At 65.0% G+C, this 25196-nt stretch carries 22 protein-coding genes; 9 read left to right on the plus strand and 13 right to left on the minus strand.

Annotated features, from left to right (window positions below):
• Window positions 1-10: 10 nt before the first annotated feature.
• On the minus strand, window positions 11-1525 hold the full coding sequence (scpC, locus tag FYJ91_RS01885; RefSeq protein ID WP_149520583.1) for a succinyl-CoA:acetate CoA-transferase ScpC: 1515 nt from the start codon (window positions 1523-1525) through the stop codon (window positions 11-13).
• A gap of 113 nt (window positions 1526-1638) precedes the next feature.
• On the opposite strand from scpC, the gene FYJ91_RS01890 reads away from it, so the two are divergent.
• Entirely contained in the window at window positions 1639-2523 is an 885-nt protein-coding gene (locus FYJ91_RS01890) for a LysR family transcriptional regulator (protein WP_149520584.1), read from the plus strand.
• On the opposite strand, the gene FYJ91_RS01895 is transcribed toward FYJ91_RS01890, so the two are convergent.
• The gene (locus tag FYJ91_RS01895) at window positions 2520-4106 is read right to left on the minus strand and encodes a lysine--tRNA ligase (protein ID WP_149520585.1); all 1587 of its coding nucleotides are present in this window, start codon (window positions 4104-4106) and stop codon (window positions 2520-2522) included. The two genes, FYJ91_RS01890 and FYJ91_RS01895, sit on opposite strands and share 4 nt — an antisense overlap.
• A 145-nt stretch (window positions 4107-4251) precedes the next feature.
• Between FYJ91_RS01895 and FYJ91_RS01900 the strand changes: the two genes are divergently transcribed.
• Window positions 4252-5172, plus strand: a complete 921-nt coding sequence (locus FYJ91_RS01900) for an IS1595 family transposase (RefSeq protein WP_149520586.1) — start codon at window positions 4252-4254, stop codon at window positions 5170-5172.
• Between the two features lie 160 nt (window positions 5173-5332).
• Here FYJ91_RS01900 and FYJ91_RS01905 read toward each other — a convergent pair whose 3' ends face one another.
• Entirely contained in the window at window positions 5333-6955 is a 1623-nt protein-coding gene (locus FYJ91_RS01905; RefSeq protein ID WP_219822547.1) for a GmrSD restriction endonuclease domain-containing protein, read from the minus strand.
• A 339-nt stretch (window positions 6956-7294) separates the two neighbouring features.
• Between FYJ91_RS01905 and FYJ91_RS01910 the strand changes: the two genes are divergently transcribed.
• Both FYJ91_RS01910 and FYJ91_RS01915 read left to right on the plus strand, forming a co-directional pair.
• Window positions 7295-10045: an ATP-dependent DNA helicase gene (locus tag FYJ91_RS01910; protein ID WP_149520587.1), complete on the plus strand. Its 2751-nt coding sequence runs from the start codon at window positions 7295-7297 to the stop codon at window positions 10043-10045.
• Window positions 10042-10584, plus strand: a complete 543-nt coding sequence (locus FYJ91_RS01915) for a SixA phosphatase family protein (RefSeq protein ID WP_149520588.1) — start codon at window positions 10042-10044, stop codon at window positions 10582-10584. The genes FYJ91_RS01910 and FYJ91_RS01915 overlap by 4 nt, the downstream gene beginning before the upstream one ends.
• Window positions 10585-10720: 136 nt before the next feature.
• Here the strand turns inward: FYJ91_RS01915 and FYJ91_RS01920 are convergent, their stop codons facing one another.
• The 5 genes from FYJ91_RS01920 to rpmF form a co-directional block, all read right to left on the minus strand.
• Entirely contained in the window at window positions 10721-11137 is a 417-nt protein-coding gene (locus FYJ91_RS01920) for a MerR family transcriptional regulator (protein WP_149520589.1), read from the minus strand.
• Between the two features lie 11 nt (window positions 11138-11148).
• Window positions 11149-11451, minus strand: coding sequence for an integration host factor subunit alpha (locus FYJ91_RS01925; protein ID WP_149520590.1), 303 nt, complete (start codon window positions 11449-11451; stop codon window positions 11149-11151).
• 158 nt (window positions 11452-11609) lie between these two features.
• Window positions 11610-12575: a beta-ketoacyl-ACP synthase III gene (locus tag FYJ91_RS01930; protein ID WP_149520591.1), complete on the minus strand. Its 966-nt coding sequence runs from the start codon at window positions 12573-12575 to the stop codon at window positions 11610-11612.
• A 65-nt stretch (window positions 12576-12640) separates the two neighbouring features.
• Entirely contained in the window at window positions 12641-13696 is a 1056-nt protein-coding gene (plsX, locus tag FYJ91_RS01935; protein ID WP_149520592.1) for a phosphate acyltransferase PlsX, read from the minus strand.
• 15 nt (window positions 13697-13711) lie between these two features.
• Entirely contained in the window at window positions 13712-13891 is a 180-nt protein-coding gene (gene rpmF / locus FYJ91_RS01940) for a 50S ribosomal protein L32 (protein WP_127743140.1), read from the minus strand.
• A 195-nt stretch (window positions 13892-14086) separates the two neighbouring features.
• Here rpmF and FYJ91_RS01945 point away from each other — a divergent pair, with 195 nt between their 5' ends.
• Window positions 14087-14521, plus strand: coding sequence for an MAPEG family protein (locus FYJ91_RS01945; RefSeq protein WP_149520593.1), 435 nt, complete (start codon window positions 14087-14089; stop codon window positions 14519-14521).
• Between the two features lie 99 nt (window positions 14522-14620).
• On the opposite strand, the gene FYJ91_RS01950 is transcribed toward FYJ91_RS01945, so the two are convergent.
• A complete protein-coding gene (locus FYJ91_RS01950; protein WP_246152365.1) occupies window positions 14621-15304 on the minus strand; it encodes an MBL fold metallo-hydrolase in 684 nt (227 codons plus the stop codon).
• A gap of 67 nt (window positions 15305-15371) precedes the next feature.
• Here FYJ91_RS01950 and pabB point away from each other — a divergent pair, with 67 nt between their 5' ends.
• On the plus strand, window positions 15372-17120 hold the full coding sequence (pabB, locus tag FYJ91_RS01955; protein WP_181008308.1) for an aminodeoxychorismate synthase component I: 1749 nt from the start codon (window positions 15372-15374) through the stop codon (window positions 17118-17120).
• Here pabB and FYJ91_RS01960 read toward each other — a convergent pair.
• Complete coding sequence (locus tag FYJ91_RS01960) at window positions 17112-18161, minus strand: NAD(P)H-dependent flavin oxidoreductase (RefSeq protein WP_149520594.1); 1050 nt, start codon at window positions 18159-18161, stop codon at window positions 17112-17114. The genes pabB and FYJ91_RS01960 overlap by 9 nt on opposite strands.
• 104 nt (window positions 18162-18265) lie before the next feature.
• Between FYJ91_RS01960 and FYJ91_RS01965 the strand changes: the two genes are divergently transcribed.
• Both FYJ91_RS01965 and msrA read left to right on the plus strand, forming a co-directional pair.
• Window positions 18266-19468: a pyridoxal phosphate-dependent aminotransferase gene (locus tag FYJ91_RS01965; RefSeq protein WP_149520595.1), complete on the plus strand. Its 1203-nt coding sequence runs from the start codon at window positions 18266-18268 to the stop codon at window positions 19466-19468.
• 163 nt (window positions 19469-19631) lie between these two features.
• On the plus strand, window positions 19632-20297 hold the full coding sequence (gene msrA / locus FYJ91_RS01970; RefSeq protein WP_181008309.1) for a peptide-methionine (S)-S-oxide reductase MsrA: 666 nt from the start codon (window positions 19632-19634) through the stop codon (window positions 20295-20297).
• Window positions 20298-20415: 118 nt separating this feature from the next.
• On the opposite strand, the gene FYJ91_RS01975 is transcribed toward msrA, so the two are convergent.
• Window positions 20416-21738 (minus strand): DEAD/DEAH box helicase, encoded by a 1323-nt coding sequence (locus FYJ91_RS01975; RefSeq protein WP_149520597.1) that lies wholly within the window; start codon window positions 21736-21738, stop codon window positions 20416-20418.
• Between the two features lie 241 nt (window positions 21739-21979).
• On the opposite strand from FYJ91_RS01975, the gene FYJ91_RS01980 reads away from it, so the two are divergent.
• Window positions 21980-23293: a M20/M25/M40 family metallo-hydrolase gene (locus FYJ91_RS01980; RefSeq protein WP_425473981.1), complete on the plus strand. Its 1314-nt coding sequence runs from the start codon at window positions 21980-21982 to the stop codon at window positions 23291-23293.
• A 118-nt stretch (window positions 23294-23411) separates the two neighbouring features.
• Here FYJ91_RS01980 and dprA read toward each other — a convergent pair whose 3' ends face one another.
• Together dprA and plsY are read right to left on the minus strand one after the other, a co-directional pair.
• Window positions 23412-24500: a DNA-processing protein DprA gene (gene dprA, locus FYJ91_RS20770; protein ID WP_425473964.1), complete on the minus strand. Its 1089-nt coding sequence runs from the start codon at window positions 24498-24500 to the stop codon at window positions 23412-23414.
• On the minus strand, window positions 24497-25093 hold the full coding sequence (gene plsY / locus FYJ91_RS20775; RefSeq protein ID WP_219822548.1) for a glycerol-3-phosphate 1-O-acyltransferase PlsY: 597 nt from the start codon (window positions 25091-25093) through the stop codon (window positions 24497-24499). The genes dprA and plsY overlap by 4 nt, the downstream gene beginning before the upstream one ends.
• Window positions 25094-25196: the final 103 nt, after the last annotated feature.

Here is a 25196-nt window from a genome sequence, read left to right on the forward strand (position 1 = left end):
CCCAACGCCATCAGCCCGGCATCATCGTGCCGGTGTCGATGAACCGCTGATGCCATGACAGCGCCTCGCGCAGCAGCGAGGGGGCGTGGAGGCCGTAGGAGCCTTTGAGCGCGCGATCGTAATAATCGCGCAGCATTTCGCGATAGGCCGGGTGAGCGCAGTTCGCGATGATCAACTCGGCGCGCTTACGAGGGCTCAAGCCCCGGCAGTCGGCAAGTCCCTGCTCCGTCACCAGCACGGCGACGTCCTGCATGATATGATCGACATGCGCCGCCTGCGGCACGATCGCGGAGATCGCCCCGCTTTTCGCGGTCGACGGGGTCATGAAGATCGAGACGAAGGCGTTGCGCGCGAAATCGCCCGATCCGCCGATGCCGTTCTGGATCCGCGATCCCATCACGCAGGTCGAATTGACGTTGCCGTAGATGTCGGCCTCGATCAGCCCGTTCATCGCGATGCAGCCGAGCCGACGGACGATCTCGGGATGGTTGCTGATCTCCTGCGGACGCAAGATCATCTTGTCGCGATAGCGCGCCATATCGTTGTTCACGCGCAAGGCCGCCTCGGGGCTGAGCGAGAAAGCGGTGGCCGACGCCATCCGCATCTTCCCCGCGTCGATCAGGTCGAGCATCCCGTCCTGGATCACCTCGGTATAGGCGACCAGTTCGTCGAATGGCCCGTCTATCAGCCCGGTCATCACCGCATTGGCGATATTGCCCACGCCCGATTGCAGCGGCAACAGGCTCGCCGGCATCCGCCCCACCCGCACCTCATGCGACAGGAATTCGAGCAGGTGGCCCGCAATCTGCGACGCGGTCTCATCGGGCGGGCTGAACGGCAGGTTGCGATCGGGCACGTCGGTTTCGACGATCGCGACGATCTTGGCGGGATCGCATCGCAAGGTGGGCTCGCCGATCCGATCGTCGGCGCGAACCAGCGGGATCGGCACGCGATGCGGGGGAAGCGCGGTGCCGTAATAGATGTCGTGCATCCCCTCCAGCGCGGCATTCTGCCAACTGTTGACCTCCAGGATCACCGCCTCGGCGCGATCGAGCCAGGTCTTGTTGTTGCCCACCGACGATGACGGGACCAGCGATCCGTCCGCCCGGATCGCCGTCACCTCGACCACCGCGACGTCGAGCGGGCCGAGAAACCCCTCCCACGCCATCGGGGCGACCTGGCTCAGATGCATGTCGAGATAGTCCATCTCGCCCCGGTTGATCCGTTCGCGCGCGACCGGATCCGAATTGTAGGGCAGACGCAGTTCGATCCCGTCTGCCTTGGCCAGCGCGCCGTCCAGTTCGGGGCCGGTGGAGGCGCCTGTCCACACCTTGACCCGCATCGGCCGGCCGGCGGCATGTTCTGCCTCGATCATCCGCGCGAGCGCGGTCGGCACCGCCTTGGGATAGCCCGATCCGGTAAAACCGCTCATCCCCACGGTCATGCCGTGCCGGATGAAGCTGGCCGCATGTTCGGCCGAACAGATTTTCGACCGCAAACCGGGGTTCGCCACGCGATCCGCCATGAACACTCTCCTTGCTGCTGGCTTCCAACCAGACTCGATCGCCGCTGATGAATTGGTCGGAATATGTTCACAATATCGATAATATGAGTATCAGCTGTGCATAGGATGTTCAGATGACCGATCTGGTGCAGGCGCTGCGAACCTATGCCGACGTCGCTGCGGAGGGCAGCTTTTCGCGCGTGGCCGAGCGATCGGGCGCGAGCCATACGACGATCGCGCGACGGATCGATTTCCTCGAGGCGCATTTCGGCGCCCGCCTGCTCCACCGCAGCACCCGGCGGCTGACGCTGACGCACGAGGGGCTGAGACTGCTCGACCACGCCCGAACGGTGATCGAGGCAGTCGACAATGCCAGGTCCGAACTGGGCGACCGCAAGAGCGCGCGCGGCGTGGTGCGCGTCGGCGTGACGACCGCGCTCGGCCTTCATTATGCCGGGCGGCTGGCCGACCTGCGCGCGCGCCACCCCGAACTGCGGATCGAGTTCGCGGTCGCCGACTGGCAGGGCGAGTTGCGGGAGACCGGGCTCGATCTCGCGCTGCGCGTCGGCGATCCGGCGCCCGAAAGCCTGTTCGCCGAGCCGCTGGGACTGATCCGGCGCAGCCTCGTCGCCACCCCCTTATATCTTGGCCAGCGCGGCACGCCTGATGGCGCCGATGACCTGCGCGAGCATGAGTGCATCGCTTATGGCTATGGCCCCGCCCCATCGGTGTGGGACGTGGGCGGCGTACAGATTCCGGCCACCGGCGCGTTCCGCGCGAACAGCAGCGAGGCCGTCTATCGCGCGGTGACGCACGATCTGGGCATCGGCCTGCTCCCCGACATCCAGGTCGCCGAGGCGATCGCCGAAGGGCGGCTCACCCGCCTGCTGCCCGGCATCGCGATCGAGCCGCTGCGGCTGTCGGTGGTCCATCACTTTCCCGGGCGGCAGATGCCGTTCCGGGTCCGCGCGGTCCTCGACTTCCTCCACCGCGCCTTTCCCGGCGCGGGCGACGCTTAAGCCGCCAGCGCCTCGGCGATCAGTTTCCGCGAGTTATCGATGCCGTAGAGCGCGATGAAGCTCCCCATGCGCGGCCCCTGTTCGGCGCCCAGCAGCGTTTCGTACAGCGCCTTGAACCAGTCGCGCAGGCTGGCGAAGCCGTAGTCGGGGTTCTTCCCGATCTCATAGACTTCGTTCTGGATATCCTCCGCCGACGCGCCCGGCATTGCCGCCAGCTTGTCGTCGAGCGCCTTGAGCGCCGCAGCCTCATTCGGCTCGGGCTTGCGGCGCCTGAGCGTCGGGGCGACGAAATCGCGGTGATAGGCGAGCGCGTGGCCGATCAGCCGGTCGAGCTCGGGATATTTCTCCGCCGAGGCATCAGCGACATAATTGGCGAGATAGCCCCACACCTGCTCCTTCGACGCCTCACCCATCACGCCGACGAGATTGAGGAGCAGGCCGAACGTGACCGGCAATTCGCCCTCCGGCAGCTTGCCGCTATGGATGTGGTGGACCGGGTTGCCGAGCCGCTGCTCGATCGGCTGGGCCGGATAATTGCCGCGGAACTGCCAATATTCGTCCACAGCGCGCGGGATCACGCCCATGTGGAGTTGCTTGGCCTTCTTGGGCTCGCGATAGGCGTAGAAAGCCAGGCTCTCCTCGGGGCCATAGGTCAGCCATTGCTCGAGGCTGAGCCCGTTGCCCTTGGACTTGGAGATCTTCTCGCCCTTTTCGTCGAGGAACATCTCGTAGGTGAACATTTCCGGCGGCCGGGAGCCAAGGACGCGCGCGATCTTCGACGACTGGGTGACCGAGTCGATCAGATCCTTGCCCGACATCTCGTAATCGACGCCAAGCGCGACCCATCGCATCGCCCAGTCCACCTTCCACTGGAGCTTGGCGCCGCCCGACAGGATCGACTGGGTGACCGTCTGGCCCTCGTCCTCGAAACTGACGAGGCCCGCCTCCGCGTCGACGACAGTCACAGGCACCTGCAGGACTATGCCGGACGTCGGGCTGATCGGCAGGACCGGCGAATAGGTCGCGCGGCGCTCGGCCCGCAGCGTCGGCAGCATCACGCCCATGATCGCATCATAGTGGCGCAGGACGGACTTCAGCGTCTCGTCGAAGCGACCCGCCTTATACTGCTCGGTGGCCGACAGGAATTCGTAGTCGAAGCCGTAGCGATCGAGAAATTCCCTAAGCATCGCATTGTTATGTGCGGCGAAGCTGTCAAACTTTTCGAACGGATCGGGCACCTGCGTCAGCGGCTTGCCGAGGTGCTGCGCGAGCAGATCCTTGTTCGGGACGTTGTCGGGCACCTTGCGCAGCCCATCCATATCGTCGCTGAACGCGATCAGGCGCGTCGGGATATCCGACAGCTCTTCATAAGCGCGGCGGACCATCGTGGTGCGCAGCACTTCGTTGAAGGTGCCGATGTGCGGCAGGCCCGACGGGCCATAGCCAGTTTCGAACAGCACATGCCCCTTGTCGGGCGCGCCTTTCTCGTAACGCTTGAGCAGCTTGCGCGCCTCTTCATAAGGCCAGGCCTTGGAGACGAGCGCGGCTTCGCGCAGAGCGGCTGAGGTGATGCTGTCGGACATGCCGCGCCTGTAGCGGGAAGCGGCGTCACATATCAACAATCGTTGCGGCAGGCGCGATTCGCGAGCGCGCAACAATCTTCCGAAGTTGTCAAAGTTGGGCGTTATTATACTTGACGTACCCACCCACTAGGGGTAGGTCAATTGCATGAGCAGCGCCCTTTCCCGCCCCGAGTTCCACAACGAAGAAGCAGCCTATGCTTTTGTCGAGGCTCGCATCTGGCCGGAAGGCCCGACTTGCCCGCATTGTGGTGGTGTCGAGCGCATCTCGAAGATGCAGGGCAAGTCCACCCGGATCGGCGCCTACAAGTGCTACCAGTGCCGGAAGCCCTTCACTGTGAAGATCGGCACCATCTTCGAAAGCAGCCACGTTGCCATGCACATCTGGTTGCAGGCGATGTACCTGATCGCGGGCAGCAAGAAGGGCATTTCGAGCAACCAGCTTCATCGGACGCTTGGCGTGACGCTCAAGACCGCTTGGTTTATGTCGCAGCGTATCCGTGAAGCCATGCGCTCTGGCGACCTTGCTCCCTTCGGCGGCAACGGAACGCGCGTTGAAGTCGATGAGACCTACATCGGCCGCAAGAAGGGCGTTCCCGTCACGCGCGGCGGCTATCACAAGATGCGCGTCGTTTCGCTGATCGACCGTGAAACCGGCAAGTCGCGCTCCATCGCCGCCTTTGGTCTGGCGAAGGATGAAGTCGCGCAGATCGTGCGCGCCAACGTCGCTCGCGAAGCGCTGCTCACCACCGACGAATCCTCGCTCTACAAGGCAGTTGGCCGCGAATATGCGGGCCACGATAAGGTCAACCATCTGGCGGGCGAATATGTGCGCGGCGACGTCACGACGAACACCGTCGAGGGCTTCTTCTCCATCTTCAAGCGCGGGATGCGGGGCATTTATCAGCATTGCTCCGAGAAGCATCTGCACCGCTATTTGGCAGAGTTTGACTTCCGCTATACCAACCGCGCTGCTTGCGGGTTCAACGACACCGATCGCGCCGAAAATCTGCTGTCTGGTGTTGTCGGCAAGCGGCTCACCTATCAACGAGTTGGTGTCGGAGGGTAAACGCGATGCCAAAGAAGAGGTCGCCGGCAGAAAGCCAGGAAGAGCAGAGCGAGCGGTTCCGAAAGTTCGTAAGCGAGGCCATCGCCGCTGGCGAACTAAACCCCACCGTCGCGGACGCCGCGCTCGATCAGTTGGTCCGGAGAGCGAGGGACAAGCCATCCTAGTTATGCACGGTGCTGTTGCAGAATGGATGCTGCATCATGGCATTGTCCTGCCTACCACTCCCCCCATCCCGACGGTGACGGCGGTGGCCAACCTGCATTCCGTTGCGATGCATGAGGCCCCCGCATGAGGGGCATTTTTGCGCGTGGGGGAGCGCCTCGGCGATATACGCGGCGCCTTTAGTCTCGCGACTGAACGACCCACCGTCTAGGGCCAACATCGGCGGGGCCTCATCAGAAGCATCGATCAAAAATCCATAATCCTTGGTCTCCCGGAGAGCATTCGCAACCTCCGCAGAAGTTTTTCCTTCGCGCAGCTGGTTTATAATGATCCGGTATAGGCCGATAATACGGGGTCGGCTCCGGTTCCCAGTTCCCAGCTTTCTAATCGCCTCCGTAATGTTGCGATTGGCCAGCAGAAACTCCTCAAACTGCGAACGCACTTCGACAAAGTTCCGGTAATCAGCCGTTTCCCATTCTTTCATCAAAACTACAAAGCTGAGCAACGCCGCCGGCTGAAAAACCCCGCTGCCGCTGTAGAAATAGAGGACTGGATGCAGGCCGAGGGATGACGGGTTGTTAGAGCAAAATCGCCAGAGCAACCGACGAACCTCGGTCAAGTATTTAACCGTCTCTGAGCCGTCGAGGTCATCGATGAAACCATCTTCCTCCTTGACTCTCTTATTGCTGGAATCGGCGACCTGCACCTTGTTCGCGATGTTTACCAAGTCGAACACGAACGGAAGTGCATGCGGGCCGTAGCCCTGACCCGCCATTGGCAAATCTAGCGTCCGAATGGGCTGCTCGATATTCGGATTAAACATCAGCGCGAATATTTCGCGGCCTAACTCTTCAATGCGCCGCTGTGTCGCAGCCGAAAACTTGTCCCAATAATTATGGCCTGAACCGCCGCGCAGAATGGCGCGGGAGGCGAGGGCCGTCGCAGAAGTGCGTGCAAGGAGAATGCGCTGCTCAGTGGGCTCAATCTTAGTCCCTCCCTGATTGATTCGGAAAAATGACTTTTCAGCCTTCGCGTGATCCGCCCCACGAATCCACTGCACTTCAATATTCTGCCAGCCAAATCGCTGTGCCCTTTCAAGCACTTCGGGCCGCGCCCTATCAGGCCGCTCAATGGCATCGCGGTGTTCCAGATACGAACCGATGGTGCCATCGACGAAGTCCCTAGTCCGCCTAGCGGCCTTGACCTGATCTTCGGGGAGTACAGACCCAAAAAAATCCTGACTGATAGTCCCGTCGCCATAATCATTGTGAACCCAAGCAATAAGGGCGCTGAGGCGATGAGCTCCATCTACCACGAACACATGTTTGCCGCTTCGCCACAAGATCACCGCTGGGATCAGTTCGCGCCTTAGAAACGTGGCGATAAGATCTGAAACCTGTTCGGGAGACCAAACCGCAGTTTCGCGCTGAAAGTCCGGCTTCCGCAACGCTGGGTAGAGAAGCCCCTTGGGCTCTAATCCGTTGATGTAAAGGGTCGGAATGTCGTCTGAAGCCTCACCAATTTCGGCAAGGTCTGCTCGCTTGATAAGGGCGTCCAAATTAACGACGTTGGTTGTTCGCGCCACGGCTTCAAACTCCCCCGGATCAGACCAAGCATTCATAGCCTAGCCCTCCAACCGAGAGTAGTGGGTACGCGAAATATAACAACGCCCAAAGTTGTCACTACGTGCGCGCCGGAATCGCCTCCCGCAAGCCGCCGCGCGGAGGCGACGGAGGCTGGTGGAGCGAAGGGTGAGCATGGGACGAATTTAGGGGCGTGTGACTGTGTAGGACAGTCGATCTCCCCCCCTTTTCGTCATCCCGGACTTGATCCGGGATCCCGCTTCTTGCTCGGTTCGGCAGAAAAGCTGGACCCCGGATCAAGTCCGCGGTGACGGGGACGGGAGAATGCGATCAACTGCTGTTCCCCCGCCGTTCCGCATCTCCTACATAGCGAGGGAATGCCGCCGCCCCTGCCCTATTCCGCGCTCCATGCCACCCATGCCGGTATCTGGATCGCCTCGCCCGACGGGCATGTCCGCGCGGTCGGGCGTGGGGAGGCGACGAGCATGGCGGCGGATATGCCGATGATCATGCTCAACGCGCCGCTGGTCTCCGCGCGCCTTGGCCTGCCCGAGCTATTGGGGCTCGACCTGTTGGAGCTGTTCGCCTTCGTTCATCCAGCGCGCTTCGCGGTGCCGACGCCGGCGGGCATCGCCCGCGCGCTCGATCTCGATCCGCCCGTCGACGAGGCATCGAGCGCGGCATTGCTGTTGAAGGCGGCGCAGGCGCTGCTGGAGCGGGTCGAGGCGCGCGACAGCTGGGCCGAACGCGATGGGGCGTGGAACAGCGCGCAATCGCTCGCGCGGCTGCGCTGGCCGTGGGTCGCGGCGCTGGGCAAGGTGCTGCGCGAGCCGGCCAAGCCCGAACGCGGCCTCTTCGCGCGCCTCCCCGAATGGGATGAGGAAGCGCGCCGCCCCCCACCACGCGCCGTTCTGCTCGACGAACATGAGACGCTTGACCGGCTGAGCGATCTTGTCGGCCCCGGCGCCGAAAGCCGCGAGGGGCAGCGCCAATATGCCGCCGCCGCCGCGCGCGCCTTCGATCCGCGCATCGCCGAGGGCAAACCCAACCTCGTTCTGGCCGAGGCGGGGACGGGGATCGGCAAGACGCTGGGCTATCTGGCGCCCGCGACCCTGTGGGCACATCAGGCGCAGGGCGGCGTGTGGATTTCGACCTACACCAAGGCGCTGCAACGCCAGCTGGACAAGGAAACGCGACGCGCCTTTCCCGATCCGGCGGCGCGCGCGGGCAAGGTGGTGATCCGCAAGGGCCGCGAAAACTATCTGTGCCTGCTCAATCTGGAAGATGCGCTGCAGGGCGGATTCCAGAACCGGGCGGCAATCCTGGCGCAGCTTGTCGCCCGCTGGGCGCGCTACAGCCGTGACGGCGACATGGTGGGCGGCGACATGCCCGGATGGCTGCCGACCCTGTTCCGACGCGCGGGATCGACCGCGCTGACCGACCGGCGTGGCGAGTGCGTCTATGCGGGCTGCCCGCACTATCGGAAATGCTTCATCGAACGCGCCGCGCGCGCATCCGAGCAGGCCGACATCGTCATCGCCAACCATGCGCTGGTGATGATCCTGGCACAACGCCGTGCCGATGAAGGCGCGCCGATCGGGCGGATCATCTTCGACGAAGGCCATCATATCTTCGACGCGGCGGATTCGACCTTTGCGGCGGCGCTGACCGGGCAGGAAGCGATCGAACTGCGCCGCTGGATCATCGGCCCCGAAGCCAAGTCGCGCGGGCGGCGGCGCGGGCTTTCGGCGCGGCTTTCGGACATCGCCAGCTATGACGAGGAAGGCGGGCTCGCGATCGACGCCGCCGCGACCGCCGCGACCTTGCTGCCCGGCGACGGATGGCTTGGGCGGCTCGGTGAGGATCTGCCGCAGGGGCCGATCGAGCGGCTGCTGGCCGCCGTCCGCGCCGCCGTTCTGGCGCGCGCCGATGCGGCCGATGCGGGCTATGGGCTGGAAACCGACGCGAACATTCCCCCGCCTATGTTGATCGACGCGGCGCAGCCGGCCATCGCCGCGCTGGAAGGGCTGATGCGACCGATGGCCAAACTACGCCAAAGGCTCGTGGCGATCATGGACGACGCGCCCGACTGGCTCGACGGACAGGCGCGCGCCCGGGTCGAAGGAGCGATCGCGGGCCTCGTCCAGCGCGGGCAGACCGTCGCCGCGTGGGTCGCGATGCTCGCGCGGCTGGGTGGTCCGGTCGATCCCGACTTCGTCGATTGGCTTGCGGTCGACCGGGTTGAAGGACGCGAGTTCGACATCGGACTCCACCGCCACTGGCTCGATCCGTCGCGGCCCTTTGCAGAGACCGTGCTCAAGCCGGCGCAGGGTGCGGTCATCACATCGGCGACTCTGCGCGACGGCGAGGATTGGACTGTTGCCGAAGCGCGCAGCGGCGCCGCGCATCTTGACGCGCGCACGGCGCGGATCGCGGTGCCCAGCCCGTTCGACTATGCCGCGCATGCCGAGGTGCTGATCGTCAACGATCTGAAGCGCGGCGACGTCGCGCAACTGGGGCAGGCCTATCACCGACTGATCGCAGCGGCGGGCGGCGGGACGCTGGGACTGTTCACCGCGATCAGCCGCCTGCGCGCGGTCCATGCCCGGATCGCCGATCGCCTCGCGCGAGACGGGCTCCCGATCTACGCGCAACATGTCGACCCGATCGACACCGGCACTTTGGTCGACATCTTCCGCGACGATCCGCGCGCGTCTCTGCTGGGCACCGATGCACTGCGCGACGGGGTCGACGTGCCGGGCGATTCGCTGCGGCTTGTGGTGATGGAGGGAGTGCCATGGCCGCGCCCCACCGTGCTGCACAGCGCGCGCAAGATGGCAGGCGGCGGCAGCGCCTATGACGATCGCATCGTTCGCGCGCGGCTGCGCCAGGCGTTCGGGCGGCTGATCCGCTCCGCCGGCGATCGGGGGCATTTCGTGCTGCTGGGTGCGGCCACGCCGTCGCGCCTGCTCGATGCCTTTCCCGGCGATGTGCCGGTGCTGCGCGTAACGCTCGACGAAGCGGTCGCGCGGATCGCGGCTGCACAAAAAGCGCGGGGCGCCGACTTCCTATCGTCGCATCTTTCAGGCACTGTTCCCTCGACCGGAGAGGAGACAAGCCGATCGTGAAGACGGTTACGTTGCTGCGCCACGCCAAATCGGGGTGGGACGAGCCTGTCTCGCGCGACTTCGATCGCCCGCTCAATGCGAAGGGCAAGCGCGCCGCACAACGCGTCGGCGAATATCTGCGCCACGAACATCTCGAGTTCGATCATATCGTCGCATCGCCCGCGGTGCGCGTGGTCGAAACGCTGGAGCATGTCGCGACCGGGTTGGGCGAGACGATCGCCCCCGCGTGGGACAAGCGCGTCTATCTCGCATCGGCCGAATCGCTGCTCGACGTGATCCAGGAGGCCGACGATTCCTATTCGCACCTGCTGATCGCCGGGCATAATCCGGGTCTGGAGGATCTGATCATGATGCTCGTGCCCGAGGGGGCCGAGGGAACGGCGCGCTACGAAGTGGAGGAGAAATTCCCCACGGCCAGCATCGCCGAGATCAGCCTGCCGGTCGACCATTGGGAAGATGTCCGCGCCAACAAGGGCGCCCTCGCCCGCTTCGTCCGCCCGCGCGATCTCGATCCTGCGCTGGGGCCGGACGGGAACTAGTCTCCCATTCGTCATTGCGAGGAGCCGCAGGCTACGCGGCAATCCAGTCCCGCACTTGAGAATGGTTCGAACCCCACCCTCACGGGACTGGATTGCTTCGCTATGCTCGCAATGACGAGCAATTCGCGGAAAGAGGTTATTCCATATCCGTCGCGAGCGCCGCTTTCAGCGAATCGCGGATAGCTTCCAGTTCGGCGCGGATCGCGCGCGGCAAAGCCGACTGGTTGACGACCAGCACCGGCGGGGGTGCGATCACGCGCTGCCCGTCATCGCCGACGGCTTCGGGCTCAGGCGCGGCGCCGCCCTTTTGCGCGAGCAGCTTCTGGACACCCTTGATGGTGTAGCCCTGATCATTAAGCAGGCTATGGATTCGGCGGACCAGCGCCGCGTCGGCAGGCCGGTAGTAGCGCCGGTTGCCCGCGCGCTGCAGGGGCTTGAGCTGCGGAAAGCGGCTCTCCCAATAGCGCAGGATGTGCTGGGGAATGCCGAGCTCGGCCGATAGCTCGCCAATCGTGCGGAAGGCATCTTCCGACTTGTCGCCGCCGGGTGTCATGACCAAAGCGATTAGTGGCCGTTCACGATCCTGTCACGCAACATCTGGCTGGCGCGGAAGGTAAGTACGCGGCGCGGGGCGATCGGCACTTCGACACCGGTTTTGGGATTGCGGCCGACCCGCTCGCCCTTCTCACGCAGGACGAAGCTGCCGAAGCCCGAAATCTTGACGTTCTGCCCTTCGGCCAGCGCGCCGCAAATATGGTCGAGCAACTGTTCGACGATCGAAGCGGATTCGGCACGGGACAGCCCGATTTCACGATGAACCTGTTCAGACAAGTCCGCGCGCGTCAACGTACTGCTGTCCAACCCCATATTGTCCCCCACCGATCTCGAATATCACCTTATCGTCGACTTTGCGTTCCGCAAAGTTGATTCCACGGCAAGATTCGACCATCGCGGGTCGATTCGGCGAACATATTTAACATTGTTTTACAATTGGGTGGTTTTGGCCGCCCTGGACTGGTTGCCGTTTAGATGCGCACGATCGCCGCGCCCCAGGTGAAGCCGCCACCCATCGCTTCGAGCACGACGAGATCGCCGGGCTTGATGCGTCCGTCACGCACCGCGACATCGAGCGCAAGGGGGACCGAGGCGGCTGATGTGTTGGCGTGCTGATCGACCGTCATGATCACGCGCTCCGGCGGCAGGCCAAGCTTGCGCGCGGTCGCGTCGAGGATGCGGCGATTGGCCTGATGCGGCACGACCCAGTCGATGTCGCCCATTTCATGCCCGGCGTCCTTCACCACCTCGGCGAGCACCTCGGCGAGGTTGACGACGGCATGGCGGAACACCTCCTGCCCCTTCATGCGCAGCTTGCCGACCGTACCCGTGGTCGACGGGCCGCCATCGACATAGAGGAGCTGGTTGTGGCGGCCATCAGCATGGAGCTTGGTCGCCAGCACGCCGCGTGCGCCATCGGCGCTCTCCTCCGCCTTCAGCACGATCGCACCTGCGCCGTCACCGAAGAGGACACAGGTGGTGCGATCTTCCCAGTCGAGGATGCGGCTGAAGGTTTCGGCACCGATCACCAGCGCGGTATCGGCGACGCCCTTGGCGATCATCGAATCCGCGACAGACAGCGCGTAGAGGAAGCCCGAGCAGACCGCCTGCACGTCGAACGATACGCAATCGTCGATGCCCAGCTTCGCCTGCACCTGCGTCGCCGAGGACGGGAAGGTCTGATCCGGGGTCGCGGTACCCAGCACGATCAGGCCGATTTCGGAGGCGTCGATCCCGGCGGCTTCGAGCGCGGCGCGGGCGGCGTCGGTCGCCAGCGTCACCGTGGTTTCGTCATCACCGGCGATGTGGCGCGCGGCGATGCCGGTGCGCGCCTGGATCCACTCGTCGCTGGTGTCGACCGTCTGCGCGAGCTCTTCGTTCGTCACGCGCCTTTTGGGAAGGGCCGATCCGGTACCCGCGATGACGGCACGACGCATGAAAAGTCCTTGTTCCCGCCGCCTCGCAAAACAGGGCGACTAATTCAGATCAACCCGCGCCCCCGTCAAGCGGCGGCTTCGGGCAACTCCGCATGGGTCCGGAAACGATCCAGATCCTCGGTGATGCGGCGCGTAATATCTTCCGAAACGATCCGCACGGCGACATCGATCGCGTTGGCGGTGCCGGTGGCATCGGCGCTGCCGTGACTCTTGATGACGAGACCGTTCAGCCCGAGAAATACGGCGCCATTATGGTTGTTCGGATCGAGATGACCGCGCAGCAGCGTGAAAGCCGGACGCGACAGCAGGAAACCGGCCTTGGACCGCAGCGAGCTGGAGAAGGCGCGCTTGAGCAGGTCGGTGATGAAACGGGCCGTGCCCTCGATCGACTTGAGCGCGATATTGCCCGAAAAACCGTCGGTCACGACGACATCGACTTCGCCACGCCCAAGACGATCGGCCTCGATGAAGCCGTCGAAGCGCCATTCGCCGCTGGTCTGGGTGCGCAGCAGGGCCGCGGCGTCCTTGACCTCGCCGGTGCCCTTCAGCTCCTCGGTGCCGATGTTGAGCAGGCGCACGCGCGGGCAGCTCAGCCCCATTGCGGCGCGCGCATAGGCCGCGCCCATCACCGCGAACTCGGCGAGATTGCGCGCATCGCATTCGGTGTTGGCGCCGAGATCGAGCATCACGACGTCATTGTCGCCCAGCGTCGGCATCAGCGCGGCGAGCGCCGGCCGATCGATGCCGTGCATCGTGCGCAGGTTCAGCTTGGCGATCGCCATCAGCGCGCCGGTGTTCCCGGCGGACAAGGCCGCATCCGCAAGACCGTCTTTGACGGCCAGCACGGCACGGCCCATCGACGACGTCTTCGCCCGGCGGATCGCCTGGCTGGGCTTGTCGTCGCCGGTGATGACGTCTTCGGTGTGAACGATTTCGCTGTCGGCGAGCACGGGGTGACGCGCCACTTCGGCCCGCACCTGTGCTTCATCGCCGAACAGGACGAACCGGATGCCGGAGTTGCGCTTGCGCGCGATCGCGGCCCCGGCGACCATCGTCGCCGGACCTACGTCACCACCCATCGCATCCAGGGCGATCCGGGGCCCCTGATGACCCGTCGCCATGTTCCGGTCCCTGGCTTACGCCTCGACCGAAACGATCTCACGGCCGTTATAATGGCCGCAGGCGTTGCACAGATTGTGCGGACGCTTCAGTTCGCCGCAGTTCGGGCATTCCTGGAACGCTTCCACCTTCAGCGCGTCGTGGCTGCGGCGCATGTTGCGCTTGGAGGGCGAGGTCTTTCGCTTGGGGACGGCCATTTCGGCACCTGTTTCCTGTAATGATCAAATAAAATAGCGACGAACCCCCGTGGCATAAGGATCGCGGCCCTGAGGCCATCGACCCGACTACCGGGCTCGTCGCGAGCGGACCGCCCTATAGCGAATTCGCCCCGCGTTGCAAGTAAGTCCATGACCTGCGATCACGCGGACCTGTTCGATTTGCCGGAGGGGCCCATGATAATATTGCCTGTTACGCTGACGATTGCCGGTGCGGCCGCCATCGTCAATCTCTGGCTCGCGATCCGCGTGTCGGGGCCGCGGGTCAAGACCAAGGTCTCGATCGGCCACGGCAACGTGCCACTGCTCGAGGCGCGGATGCGCGCGCATTCGAACTTCGTCGAATATACGCCGTTCGTTCTGATCCTGATGGGCCTGATCGAACTGGCGCGCGGTACCTCCACGGTCCTGTGGGTGATCGGCATCGTCTATATCGTGGGCCGCCTGCTCCACGGCATCAGCCTCGACAAGGCCGGGACCAACGCCTTTCGCGGCATCGGCATCCTCATCACCTTCGTCGTCCTGCTGGCGCTGGCCGGATGGGCGGTGAGCATTCCCTATGTGACGAAGGACGGCACGATCACGACCGTGACGAGCGACTCGGCGCACTGATTTTTCTACGTCATTGCGAGCATAACGAAGCAATCCACTCCGAACTGCGGAGTGGATTGCTTCGTCGCCTGCGGCTTCTCGCAATGACGAGAAAGGAAGCTAGGCCGCGCCCACCACCCGATCGCCGACGAAAGGATTGCCCTGTCGTTCGTGCGCGAAGGTCGACATCGGCCCGTGGCCGGGGACGAAGGCGGTTTCCCCGCCGAGGGGCCAGAGTTTCTTCGTGATCGAGTCGATCAGCGCCTGGTGGCTGCCCTGCGGGAAATCGGTGCGGCCGATCGATCCCTGGAACAGCACGTCACCGACCAGCGCAAGCTGCGATGGGGCATGGTGGAACACGACATGGCCGGGCGTGTGGCCGGGGCAGTGGATGACATCGAGCGTCAGATCCCCCACCGTCACCTGATCGCCGTCCCTGAGCCAGCGATCGGGCTCGAACACGCGCCCTTCGATGCCGTAACTGCGTCCGTCATCGCCGAGACGCTCGATCCAGAAGCGGTCGCCCTCATGCGGGCCTTCGATCGGCACGCCCAGTTCCTCGGCCAAGATACCGGTGCCGCCGCAATGATCGATATGGCCGTGGGTGACGAGCAGCTTTTCGATCGTGACACCGTGCTTTTCCGCCGCGCGTTTGAGCGTGGGGAGATCACCGCCCGCATCGACGAAGGCGCCCTTCATCGTGTTGGTGCACCAGAACAAGGTGCAATTCTGCTGGAAGGCCGTGACGGGCACGATAACCGCCTGAAGCGGGCGTTTGGGGGCGTCGGTCATGCCATCCGACATGGGCGAGCGCCCTGCGCGATGCAATACCGGGCTTGCCAGCGCCCATAGTCTCCCCCAATCGCCCGCCATGATCGCGACCGACCGTCCCTTCGTGCTGCTCGACGATGCACGGTCCGGCTCGGATGGGGCGCGGCTGTTCGCGAACCCGCGCGAGATCGTCCGCGCCGACAGGCCCGACGAGGTCGCCCCGGCACTCGCCCGGCTGCGCGCAGCGCAGGCGGAGGGATTGCACGCGGCGGGGTTCATGGCGTTCGAGGCGGGGCATGCTCTTGAGCCAAGGCTCGCGCCCCTCGCCCGCCCCGGGAAGCTGCTGTGGTTCGGATTGTTCGACGCACCGCGCCACATTCCCGCCGACCGTGTCCTGGCCGAACTGCCCGACCCCGCCGCCGCCTGGGCGGGAACGCCCAAGCCGATGATCGACCCGCTGGCCTATGCCGCCGCATTCGATCGGGTGCAGGACTATATCGCGGCGGGCGACATCTATCAGGCCAATCTGACCTATCGCGCCGAAGTGCCGTGTTTCGGCGCGCCGCTGGCGCTCTATGCCCGGCTGCGCAGGTACGCACTGTCAGGCTGGGGCGGCGTGCTGTTCGACGGTGAGGATTGGCTTCTGAGCCTGTCGCCCGAATTGTTCTTCACGCTGGAGGACGGCCATGTCACCGTCCGTCCGATGAAGGGCACCGCCGCGCGCCTGCCCGATCCCGCGGCTGATGCCAGAGCGGCGGAGCAACTTGCGAGCGATTCCAAGCAGCGCGCCGAAAATCTGATGATCGTCGATCTGCTGCGCAACGACCTGTCGCGCCTCGCCACGCCGGGATCGGTGCGCGTGACGCGGGCCTTCGCGGTCGAAACCTATCCGACCGTCCACCAAATGACATCGACCGTCGAGGCACGCCTGACCGACGGGCGCGACGCGGTAGATCTGTTGGCCGCGATCTTCCCTTGCGGATCGGTGACCGGGGCACCGAAAATCCGCGCGATCGAGATTATTGAGGAAGTTGAAACACTTGCTCGCGGCCCCTATACCGGCTCCATCGGCTGGCTCGGCCCGCAGGGATCGGCCGGCTTCAATGTGGCGATCCGCACGCTTTCCATCACCAAGGGTCGGAAATCTGCGATTTTGGGGTTAGGGTCGGGGATCGTTGCCGATTCGCAACGAGAAGCCGAGTGGCGTGAGTGTATGGCGAAAGGGGAATTCGTCACGATGGCGAGCAGGCCGTTCGACCTGATCGAAACAATGCACTTCGACGCGATCGAAGGCTTCGTCGATCTGGACCGCCACATGGCGCGGATGAAGGCGAGCGCCGATGCGCTGGGCTTTGCATTCAATCGCCATGATTGCCGCAACGACCTGCAGGCCGCGACCTTCCGGCTGGCGGACAGCGCCAAGATTCGCCTTCTCCTGGCCCGCAGCGGCGCGCTCGCGATCGAAGTTCGTCCACTCCCCGAGACGCCGACCGAGACGGTCGCGGTGAAGCTGGTGCCGCTGCCCACAACGCGCGACGATTTTCGGCTTCAGCACAAGACCAGCGATCGCGCTTTCCTCGATAAAGCCCGCCACGAAGCCGGCACGTTCGAAGTTATCTTCGTCGACGAGGACGGCTATCTGACCGAAGGCAGCTTCACCAACATCTTCGTCGAACGCGACGGCGTGCTGCATACCCCGTTGATCGGCGCGCTGATGCCCGGCGTGCTGCGTGCGCGCCTGCTCGACGAGGGCAAGGCGATCGAGACCGCCCTGAAACCCGACGATCTGACGAACGGCTTCTTCATCGGCAACGCCCTGCGCGGATTGATGCCGGCGCGCCTAATCTAACCCAGCTTCCGCCGCGAGCGTCGCGACCAGATCGGCCGCCGGCATCGGCCGGGCGAGCGGAGCGCCCTGCCCCGCCCATTGGGCGCCATAACCACCCTCGCCCCGCGCCTTGGCGGCGGCGTTCAGCGCCTTGCCCGCATCATAAGCCACCGGATAATCGGGCACGGCCGCCTCGTTCGCCTTGCCCCACGCAGTGAGGCGATTGGCGAGGCAGCGTGCGGGGCGGCCCGAAATCGCGCGCGTCATGACGGTGTGTTCGGCCGCTTCGCCGGCCAGCGCGGCGCGGTGCCACGCATCGGCACTGCTTTCGGGGCAGGCGATGAAGGCGGTGCCAAGCTGCGCTGCAACCGCGCCGAGATCGAGCATCGCGCGGATACCGGCGCCATCCATGATCCCGCCCGCCGCGATCACCGGCAGGTCCGATCTGGCGACCAGCAGTCTCGTCAACGCCACCGTGCCGAGCCGATCGTCGTGCGCCTCCGGATCGAACATGCCGCGATGGCCGCCCGCCTCCCAGCCCTGCGCGACCACCACGTCGATACCGGCTGCGCGCACGGCCTCGGCTTCGGCAAGGCTCGTCGCGGTGGCGAGCAGCAGGCAGCCGGCGTGCCGAAGCGCCGCAATGCGATCGGCCGAGGGCAGGCCGAAATGGAAGCTCACGACCGGCGGCGCCTGTTCGACGAGCAGACGGAACGTCGCGTCGTCTGCGGCAAAGCTCGTGTAGATTTCGCGCAGTTCGTTGGGCGGCGCCGCCTGCTGCTCCGTAAACAGCGGCGCGAGCGCATCGATCCACGTGGCTTCGCGCGCGGGATCGCGGCGTGGCGGCGCGTGGACGAACAGGTTGACGTTGAACGCCCGATCGGTTTGCGCGCGCACCGCATCGATCATCGATCGCGCACCGGCCGCGTCCGTGGCGCCCACCGCGATCGATCCGAGCGCGCCGGAATTGGACACCGCCGCCGCCATTTCAGGCGTCGAGGTTCCGGCCATCGGTGCCTGGATGATCGGCAAGGGCACAGCGAGGCGTTCGAGCAGGGTCATGCCGCCATCCTACGATTTTGCAGCCCCAAGCAAAGCTAAGGTTGCCCTCACCCCCATCGCGCGCCATAGCCCGCGCGTTTTTAGAATTGGGGAAAGCGAATCTCATGAGCCTCATCGCCTCGGCCCTCAACCGCATCTCGCCCTCGCCCACGCTCGCGATGACGAGCCGTGTGCTCGAGCTGAAGCAGAAGGGCATCGACGTGATCGGCCTTTCCGCCGGCGAGCCCGACTTCCCCACGCCCGACTTCGTCAAGGAAGCCGCGATCGAGGCGATCCGCAACAACCAGACCAAATATACGAACGTCGATGGCACCGCCGAGCTGAAGGCCGCGATCATCGGCAAGTTCAAGCGCGACAACAGCCTGACCTACGATGCGTCGCAGATCACGGTGAACGTCGGCGGCAAGCACACCTTGTTCAATGCGCTGGTCGCGACCGTGGAAGCGGGCGACGAGGTGATCATCCCCGCGCCCTACTGGGTCAGCTATCCCGATATCGTCCAGTTTGCGGGCGGCACACCGGTGTTCATCAAGGCGGGCGCGGACAAGCTGTACAAGATCACGCCCGATCAGGTCGAAGCGGCGATCACGCCCAAGACCAAGTGGCTGCTGCTCAATTCGCCGTCCAACCCGTCGGGCGCGGCCTATACCGCCGACGAGCTGCGGGCGATCGCCGAGGTTCTGCGCCGCCACCCGCACGTCTGGGTGATGGCCGACGATATGTACGAGCATATCGTCTATGACGACTTCAAGTTCGCCACGATCGCCGAGGTCGCGCCCGACCTTTACGATCGCACGCTGACGGTCAACGGCTGCTCCAAGGCCTATTCGATGACCGGCTGGCGCATCGGCTTCGCCGGCGGTCCGGCCCCGCTGATCAAGGCGATGGCGAAGCTGCAGTCGCAGTCGACGTCCAACCCCTGCTCGATCGCGCAGGCGGCGGCGGTGGCGGCGCTCAACGGTCCGCAGGATCACCTCAAGGAGCGCGCCGACGCGTTCCAGAAGCGTCGCGACCTTGTCGTGTCGATGCTCAACCAGGTCAACGGCATGGTCTGCCCGCGGCCCGAAGGCGCGTTCTACGTCTATCCGGACGTGTCGGGCCTGATCGGCAAGTCGACCCCGGCGGGCAAGAAGATCACCAATGACGCCGAACTGATCGATTATTTCCTCGACGACGCGCGGGTCGCGGCGGTGCACGGCGCGGCCTTCGGGCTCGAGCCGGCGTTCCGCGTGTCCTACGCGACGTCGGAAGCGATCCTCACCGAAGCCTGCGAACGCATCCAGACCGCCTGCGCGGCGCTGCGTTAAACAGGCGTCCCGTTCGGGGAATCGGTCGCTCTCGACATCCATCGGCAAACTGTGGCATAAACGCCACAGAATGCAGAAAAAGGATGCCGTTTTGACGGATTCCCCGAAACGACATCTTGGTGTCGGAATTGCCGCCGGTCTTCTCCTTCTGGGAGCCGCCGGCATGATGGCCACGCGCAGCCCGGCGATCGCGCCGGCGCCCAAGGTCGATGCAGGCACCATCGCCCGCGCCCCCGCACCTGCCGTCGATCCCGCCGACACGGCCCCCACCCGCACCGCCATCTTCGCGGGCGGATGCTTCTGGGGCGTGCAGGGCGTGTTCCAGCATGTCGAAGGCGTCACCGGCGCCGTCTCTGGCTATTCGGGCGGCACGAAGGCCAATGCGGACTATGATGCCGTGGGCAGCGGCACGACCGGCCATGCCGAAGCGGTGCAGGTCACTTACGATCCGCGCAAGGTGAGCTACGGCACGCTGCTGCGCATCTTCTTTTCGGTGGTCGCCGATCCCACGACGCTCAACCGGCAGGGCCCCGATCGCGGCACCCAATATCGGACCGCGATCTTCCCGACGACGCCCGCGCAGAAGCAGATCGCGACCGCCTATATCGCGCAACTCGGCGCGGCGAAGGTGTGGAAAGCCCCGATCGTGACCAAGGTCGAGCCGAACAAGGGCTTCTTTCCGGCCGAGAAATATCACCAGGACTTCCTGACGCGGAAGCCCGACTATCCGTATATCGTCTATAACGACCTGCCGAAGGTCGAGGCGCTGCGCACGGCATTCCCGCAGCATTTCCGCAAGACGGCGGTGACGGTCTACAAGATCGGATAGCCCCCAAAATCGTCACCCCGCGAAGGCAGACGCCTATCCAACGTCGCCTCTTGCGAAACGGCTGGATGTGTCCCCGCCTTCGCGGGGATGACGATATGGGTTTTCGCTACAGCGAAGCTTAACGCCCGCTGGTCTTGCGGACCGCGCTCTTGTGCGCGCCGACCGGGCCCTTGGGGCGGCCGAAGCGGCGGGGGGCCCCGCCGGCGGGGCGTTCGCCTTCGTGGCGGCGGCCGTTCTGGCCGTTGCGCTGCTGGCGAAGTTCCTCGGCGGTCGGAGCGGCCGGCTTGGGCAGCTTCGCCTTTTCGGTGACGAAGTTCTCGGGCAGCGGCTGGATTTCGAGCTTCACCTTGGTGAGACGCTCGATCGCCTTGAGATAAGGCCGCTCGTCATCGGCCACGAACGCGATGGCGATGCCCGTGGCGCCGGCGCGCGCGGTGCGGCCGATGCGGTGGACATATTGTTCGGCGACGTTGGGCAGTTCGAAGTTGAAGACGTGGCTGACGCCGCCGACGTCGATACCGCGCGCGGCGATATCGGTCGCGACGAGGATCTTCACCTCACCCTTGCGGAAGCCCAGCAGCGTGCGCTCGCGCTGCGGCTGGCTCTTGTTACCGTGGATGGCATCGGCGGCGATGCCGGCGGCACGCAGATGCTTCACGACGCGATCGGCGCCGTGCTTGGTGCGGCTGAACACCAGCGCGCGGTCGATCGGCTCCGATTTGATCTTCATGATCAGCAGCGCGGTCTTTTCGGTCGCGTTACAGAAGGTCGCGAACTGCTCGACACGCTCGGCGGTGGTCGACTGCGGCGCGACCGACACCTTGATCGGATCGGTCAGGAAACGGTCGCCCAGCTCGGCGATCGTCTTGGGCATGGTGGCCGAGAAGAAGAGCGACTGACGCTTTTTCGGCAGCAGCTGATCGACGCGCTTGAGAGCATGGATGAAGCCGAGGTCGAGCATCTGATCGGCTTCGTCGAGGACGAAAATCTCCACGAACTTCAGGCTCAGAGCGCGCTGGTCGATCAGATCGAGCAGGCGGCCGGGCGTGGCGACGAGGACGTCGACACCGCGCGACAGCTGACGGATCTGCCGGTTGATCGGCACGCCGCCGAACACGGTCGCGACCGAAAGGCGCAGATACTTGCCGTACTGCACGAAGCTTTCGGCGATCTGGCTGGCGAGTTCGCGCGTCGGCGCGAGGACGAGCATGCGGCAACCCTGTGGCGGCGTATGCTTCAGGTTCTCGGCGAGGTGATGGAGCGAGGGCAGCGCGAACGCGGCCGTCTTGCCGGTGCCGGTCTGCGCGATGCCGCACAGATCGCGGCCTTCGAGGAGACCGGGAATGGCCTGGGCCTGAATCGGGGTCGGCACGTCATAGCCCTTGGAGGCCAGCGCGCGCTGCAACGGCTCGATAAGACCGAGGTCGGAAAATTTGGTCATGAAATTCTTTCGCATGTGATGCGGGCGCACGGCTACGCACCATGCGACAGCGGGTTCGAATGACGACCCGCGTGAATTGGGAAGCCTAAGCTTGGGGTGCGTCTTTAAACCCGAGCCGGCCTGTCCATTGGAGCGGACAGGAGATCACGCTGCTCGAAGGCCAATCCCGAAATTCCGGCATCGACGCGAGACCGCATATGCAGCATTTTATGCCGAACTTCAAGCCGGGAGCCGAATGACGATGCGCAACGCCGCTAAAATGCTGATCTGTGGCCTGTTTGCGTCCGCGTCGGCGACGCCGACGCTCGCTGCTTTGTCGGCGCCGGAAGGCAAGATGATCGCCACGATCGATGCCGAAACCGACCGGTCGATCGCTTTGCTGCAAAAGCTGGTCGAACAGAATAGCGGCTCGCTCAACATGGAGGGGGTCGCGAAGGTCGGCGAGATGATGCGCGCCGAGCTCGAGCCGCTGGGTTTCACCGTGACGTGGGTGCCGATGGCGGCCGCCAAACGATCGGGCCACATCGTCGCGACGCATGCCGGTGCGAAGGACGGCAAACGCCTGCTCCTGATCGGCCATCTCGACACGGTGTTCGAACCCGACAGCCCCTTCCAACACTGGACCCGCAAGGGCGACGAGGCCGAGGGACCGGGCGTGGGCGACGACAAGGGCGGGATGACCGTGATGGTTGCGGCCCTGCGCGCGATGAAGGCGGCGGGCACGCTGGCCAAGGCGAATATCGAGATCGTGCTGACGGGCGATGAGGAGAATGTCGGTGAGCCGGTATCGATCGCGCGCGCCGACCTGATCGCCGCAGGCAAGCGCGCCGATGCCGCGCTCGATTTCGAAGGGCTGGCGCGCGATGATGGCCGCGACATGGGGTCGATCGCGCGGCGGTCCTCGTCGTCCTGGGTGATTAAGGCGACGGGCAAGACCGGCCATTCGAGCGGCATCTTCTCCGATCGGGTCGGCTATGGCGCAACTTACGAGCTGGTCCGCATCCTCGATCGCTTCCGTCGCGAGCTGCCCGAGACCAACCTAACCTATAATATCGGCCTGATCGCGGGCGGCGCGACGACCGAGTTCGACGCGCAGGGCATCCGTGCGACCGCGACCGGCAAGGGCAACATCATCCCGCCCGTCGCGGAGGCGCATGGCGACATGCGCACGCTTTCGGACGAGCAGACCGTGCGGGTGCGCGAGAAGATGAAGGCGATCGTCGGCGATCACCTGCCTGGCACCGGCGCCGAGATCAGCTTTCCCAAGGATGGCTATCCCGCGATGGCACCGACTGCGGGCAATCGCGCGATCCTGGCCAAGCTCAACATCGTCAACCGCGACATGGGATTACCCGAAATGCCCGAACTCGATCCGCTGCGCCGGGGGGCGGGCGACATCAGCTTCGTGGCGAAAGACGTCGCCGGCTATGTCGGCATGGGCGCCGCGAGCCGGGGGGATCATGCGCCGGGCGAGACGGTGGACCTCAAGAGCATCCCGCTGCAGGCGAAGCGCGCGGCGGTTCTGATGAGCCGGTTGAGCGGGGAGCGGAGGTAAGCCTCAGCCCCCTTACTTCGTCACTCCCGACTTGATCCGGGGTCCAGCTTCTTCTTTCAGCGTGGCAAAGGTAGCTGGACCCCGGGTCGAGCCCGGGGTGACGATTAATGTCGTGGCGTCACGCCAAACTCACCCGTCCGCCCGCGTGCCGCTCCAGCCTTCCGCCGATCTCCAGCTCCAGCAGCACCGTCTGCACGATCGGCGACGGCAGCCCGCTCTGGCGGATGATCTCGTCGACCGGCAGCGCGACCGGCCCCATCAAGTCGATGACGACGCGGCGTTCGGCGTCGCCCGCCTCCATCGGCTCTGGTGGAATGTAGGATGCACCCCTTCCCGCCCGCACGCCGCCGCCGATCGATCCCATCGCCTCGATCGCGTCGGCGGCGGACTGGATCAGGGTCGCGCCCTCGCGGATCAGAAGGTTGCAGCCCTGTGAACGCGGATCGAGCGGCGAGCCGGGAACCGCCATCACCTCGCGCCCGAACTCGCCCGCGAGCCGAGCGGTGATCAGCGAGCCGGACTTGGGCGCGGCCTCAACCACCAGCGTTCCTAAGGAAAGCCCAGCGATGATCCGGTTGCGATAGGGAAAGTGTCGCGCGCGGGGCTCGGTGCCAGGCGGTTGTTCGGCGATCAGAAGGCCACGCCCCGCAATGTCATCCTGTAACGCGGCATTTTCGGGCGGATAGGCGACGTCGATGCCGCCTGCGATCACGCCCACCGTGCCGCCGTCTATCGACCCGACATGCGCGGCGGTATCGATACCGCGCGCGAGGCCGGAGACCACCGTCCACCCCTCCACCACCAGATCGTGCGCCAGTTGCCGCGCGAAGCGGATCGCGATGCCGCTGGCGTTGCGCGCGCCGACCATCGCGACCGCGGGCCGTTCGAGCAGCACCACGTCGCCCTTCACGATCAAGGCGGGCGGGGCATTGTCGATCTCGGCCAAAAGAGCGGGATAAACGGACGTATCACGGAACAGGTAACGCGCGCCGAGCCGCTTGACCGTGACGATCTCGGCCTCGACCACCTCCTTGGACGCGATGGCGGGCGCCTTGCCGCCGCCGCGCCGGGCCAGATCGGGCAGTGCCGCGAGCGCGGCCTCCGGATCGCCGAAGCGGCGGAGCAACTGGATATAGGTCACCGGCCCGATGCCCGACGTGCGGATCAGCCGCAGCCGGGCGATACCTTCGTCCCGGCCGATGCTCACTCGGGCTTCTTGCCCCCGGAACGGGGTTCGGTGCCCGCGAGCAGTCGCGAGATATTCTCGCGATGCTTGATGAGGACGAGCAGGGTCATGCCCAGGAACACAACCACATCGTCCGACCGGCCGACCATCGCAGCCACCACCGGCGGCGCGATCGACGCTGTCATGCCGCCGAGCGAAGAGATGCGCGTGATCGCGAACATGCCGATCCAGACCGCCGCGAAGGCGACGCCCGCCGGCCAATAGAGCGCGAGGCTGACGCCCAGCATCGTCGCGACCCCCTTGCCGCCCCGAAAGCCCAGCCACACCGGATAGAGATGGCCCAGGAAGGAGGCGCCCGCCGCAAAGACTTCGAGGCCCGGCGCGAAATGCCGTACGATCAGCACTGCGACCGCGCCTTTCGCGCCGTCGAGCAGCAACGTCGCCGCCGCCAGCCCCTTCCGACCGGTGCGCAGCACGTTGGTCGCGCCGATATTGCCCGACCCGATCTGGCGCAGATCGCCCGCCCCGCCCCACCGCGTCAGCAGCACGCCGAAGGGGATCGAACCCAGCAGATAGGAGCCGATCAGCACGATGGCTGTGGCAAGTGTCGGCATTCTGCCCCCCGCGAGAAACGGTGGGGACCATAGTGGAACGATCCGCTTTCGCAACATGCACTTGTGCGCACAGCCATGCCCGACGCCGCCGCCAAAACTCCGC

Source organism: Sphingomonas montanisoli, assembly GCF_008274695.1.
Classification (GTDB): Bacteria; Pseudomonadota; Alphaproteobacteria; order Sphingomonadales; family Sphingomonadaceae; genus Rhizorhabdus; species Rhizorhabdus montanisoli.

Coding starts and splice junctions, on each gene's coding strand:
- scpC (WP_149520583.1), bottom strand. CDS start 1,525: ATGGCGGATCGCGTGGCGAACCCCGGTTTGCGGTCGAAAATCTGTTCG.
- FYJ91_RS01890 (WP_149520584.1), top strand. CDS start 1,639: ATGACCGATCTGGTGCAGGCGCTGCGAACCTATGCCGACGTCGCTGCG.
- FYJ91_RS01895 (WP_149520585.1), bottom strand. CDS start 4,106: ATGTCCGACAGCATCACCTCAGCCGCTCTGCGCGAAGCCGCGCTCGTC.
- FYJ91_RS01900 (WP_149520586.1), top strand. CDS start 4,252: ATGAGCAGCGCCCTTTCCCGCCCCGAGTTCCACAACGAAGAAGCAGCC.
- FYJ91_RS01905 (WP_219822547.1), bottom strand. CDS start 6,955: ATGAATGCTTGGTCTGATCCGGGGGAGTTTGAAGCCGTGGCGCGAACA.
- FYJ91_RS01910 (WP_149520587.1), top strand. CDS start 7,295: ATGCCGCCGCCCCTGCCCTATTCCGCGCTCCATGCCACCCATGCCGGT.
- FYJ91_RS01920 (WP_149520589.1), bottom strand. CDS start 11,137: ATGACACCCGGCGGCGACAAGTCGGAAGATGCCTTCCGCACGATTGGC.
- FYJ91_RS01925 (WP_149520590.1), bottom strand. CDS start 11,451: ATGGGGTTGGACAGCAGTACGTTGACGCGCGCGGACTTGTCTGAACAG.
- FYJ91_RS01930 (WP_149520591.1), bottom strand. CDS start 12,575: ATGCGTCGTGCCGTCATCGCGGGTACCGGATCGGCCCTTCCCAAAAGG.
- plsX (WP_149520592.1), bottom strand. CDS start 13,696: ATGGCGACGGGTCATCAGGGGCCCCGGATCGCCCTGGATGCGATGGGT.
- rpmF (WP_127743140.1), bottom strand. CDS start 13,891: ATGGCCGTCCCCAAGCGAAAGACCTCGCCCTCCAAGCGCAACATGCGC.
- FYJ91_RS01945 (WP_149520593.1), top strand. CDS start 14,087: ATGATAATATTGCCTGTTACGCTGACGATTGCCGGTGCGGCCGCCATC.
- FYJ91_RS01950 (WP_246152365.1), bottom strand. CDS start 15,304: ATGTCGGATGGCATGACCGACGCCCCCAAACGCCCGCTTCAGGCGGTT.
- pabB (WP_181008308.1), top strand. CDS start 15,372: ATGATCGCGACCGACCGTCCCTTCGTGCTGCTCGACGATGCACGGTCC.
- FYJ91_RS01960 (WP_149520594.1), bottom strand. CDS start 18,161: ATGACCCTGCTCGAACGCCTCGCTGTGCCCTTGCCGATCATCCAGGCA.
- FYJ91_RS01965 (WP_149520595.1), top strand. CDS start 18,266: ATGAGCCTCATCGCCTCGGCCCTCAACCGCATCTCGCCCTCGCCCACG.
- msrA (WP_181008309.1), top strand. CDS start 19,632: ATGATGGCCACGCGCAGCCCGGCGATCGCGCCGGCGCCCAAGGTCGAT.
- FYJ91_RS01975 (WP_149520597.1), bottom strand. CDS start 21,738: ATGACCAAATTTTCCGACCTCGGTCTTATCGAGCCGTTGCAGCGCGCG.
- FYJ91_RS01980 (WP_425473981.1), top strand. CDS start 21,980: ATGCGCAACGCCGCTAAAATGCTGATCTGTGGCCTGTTTGCGTCCGCG.
- plsY (WP_219822548.1), bottom strand. CDS start 25,093: ATGCCGACACTTGCCACAGCCATCGTGCTGATCGGCTCCTATCTGCTG.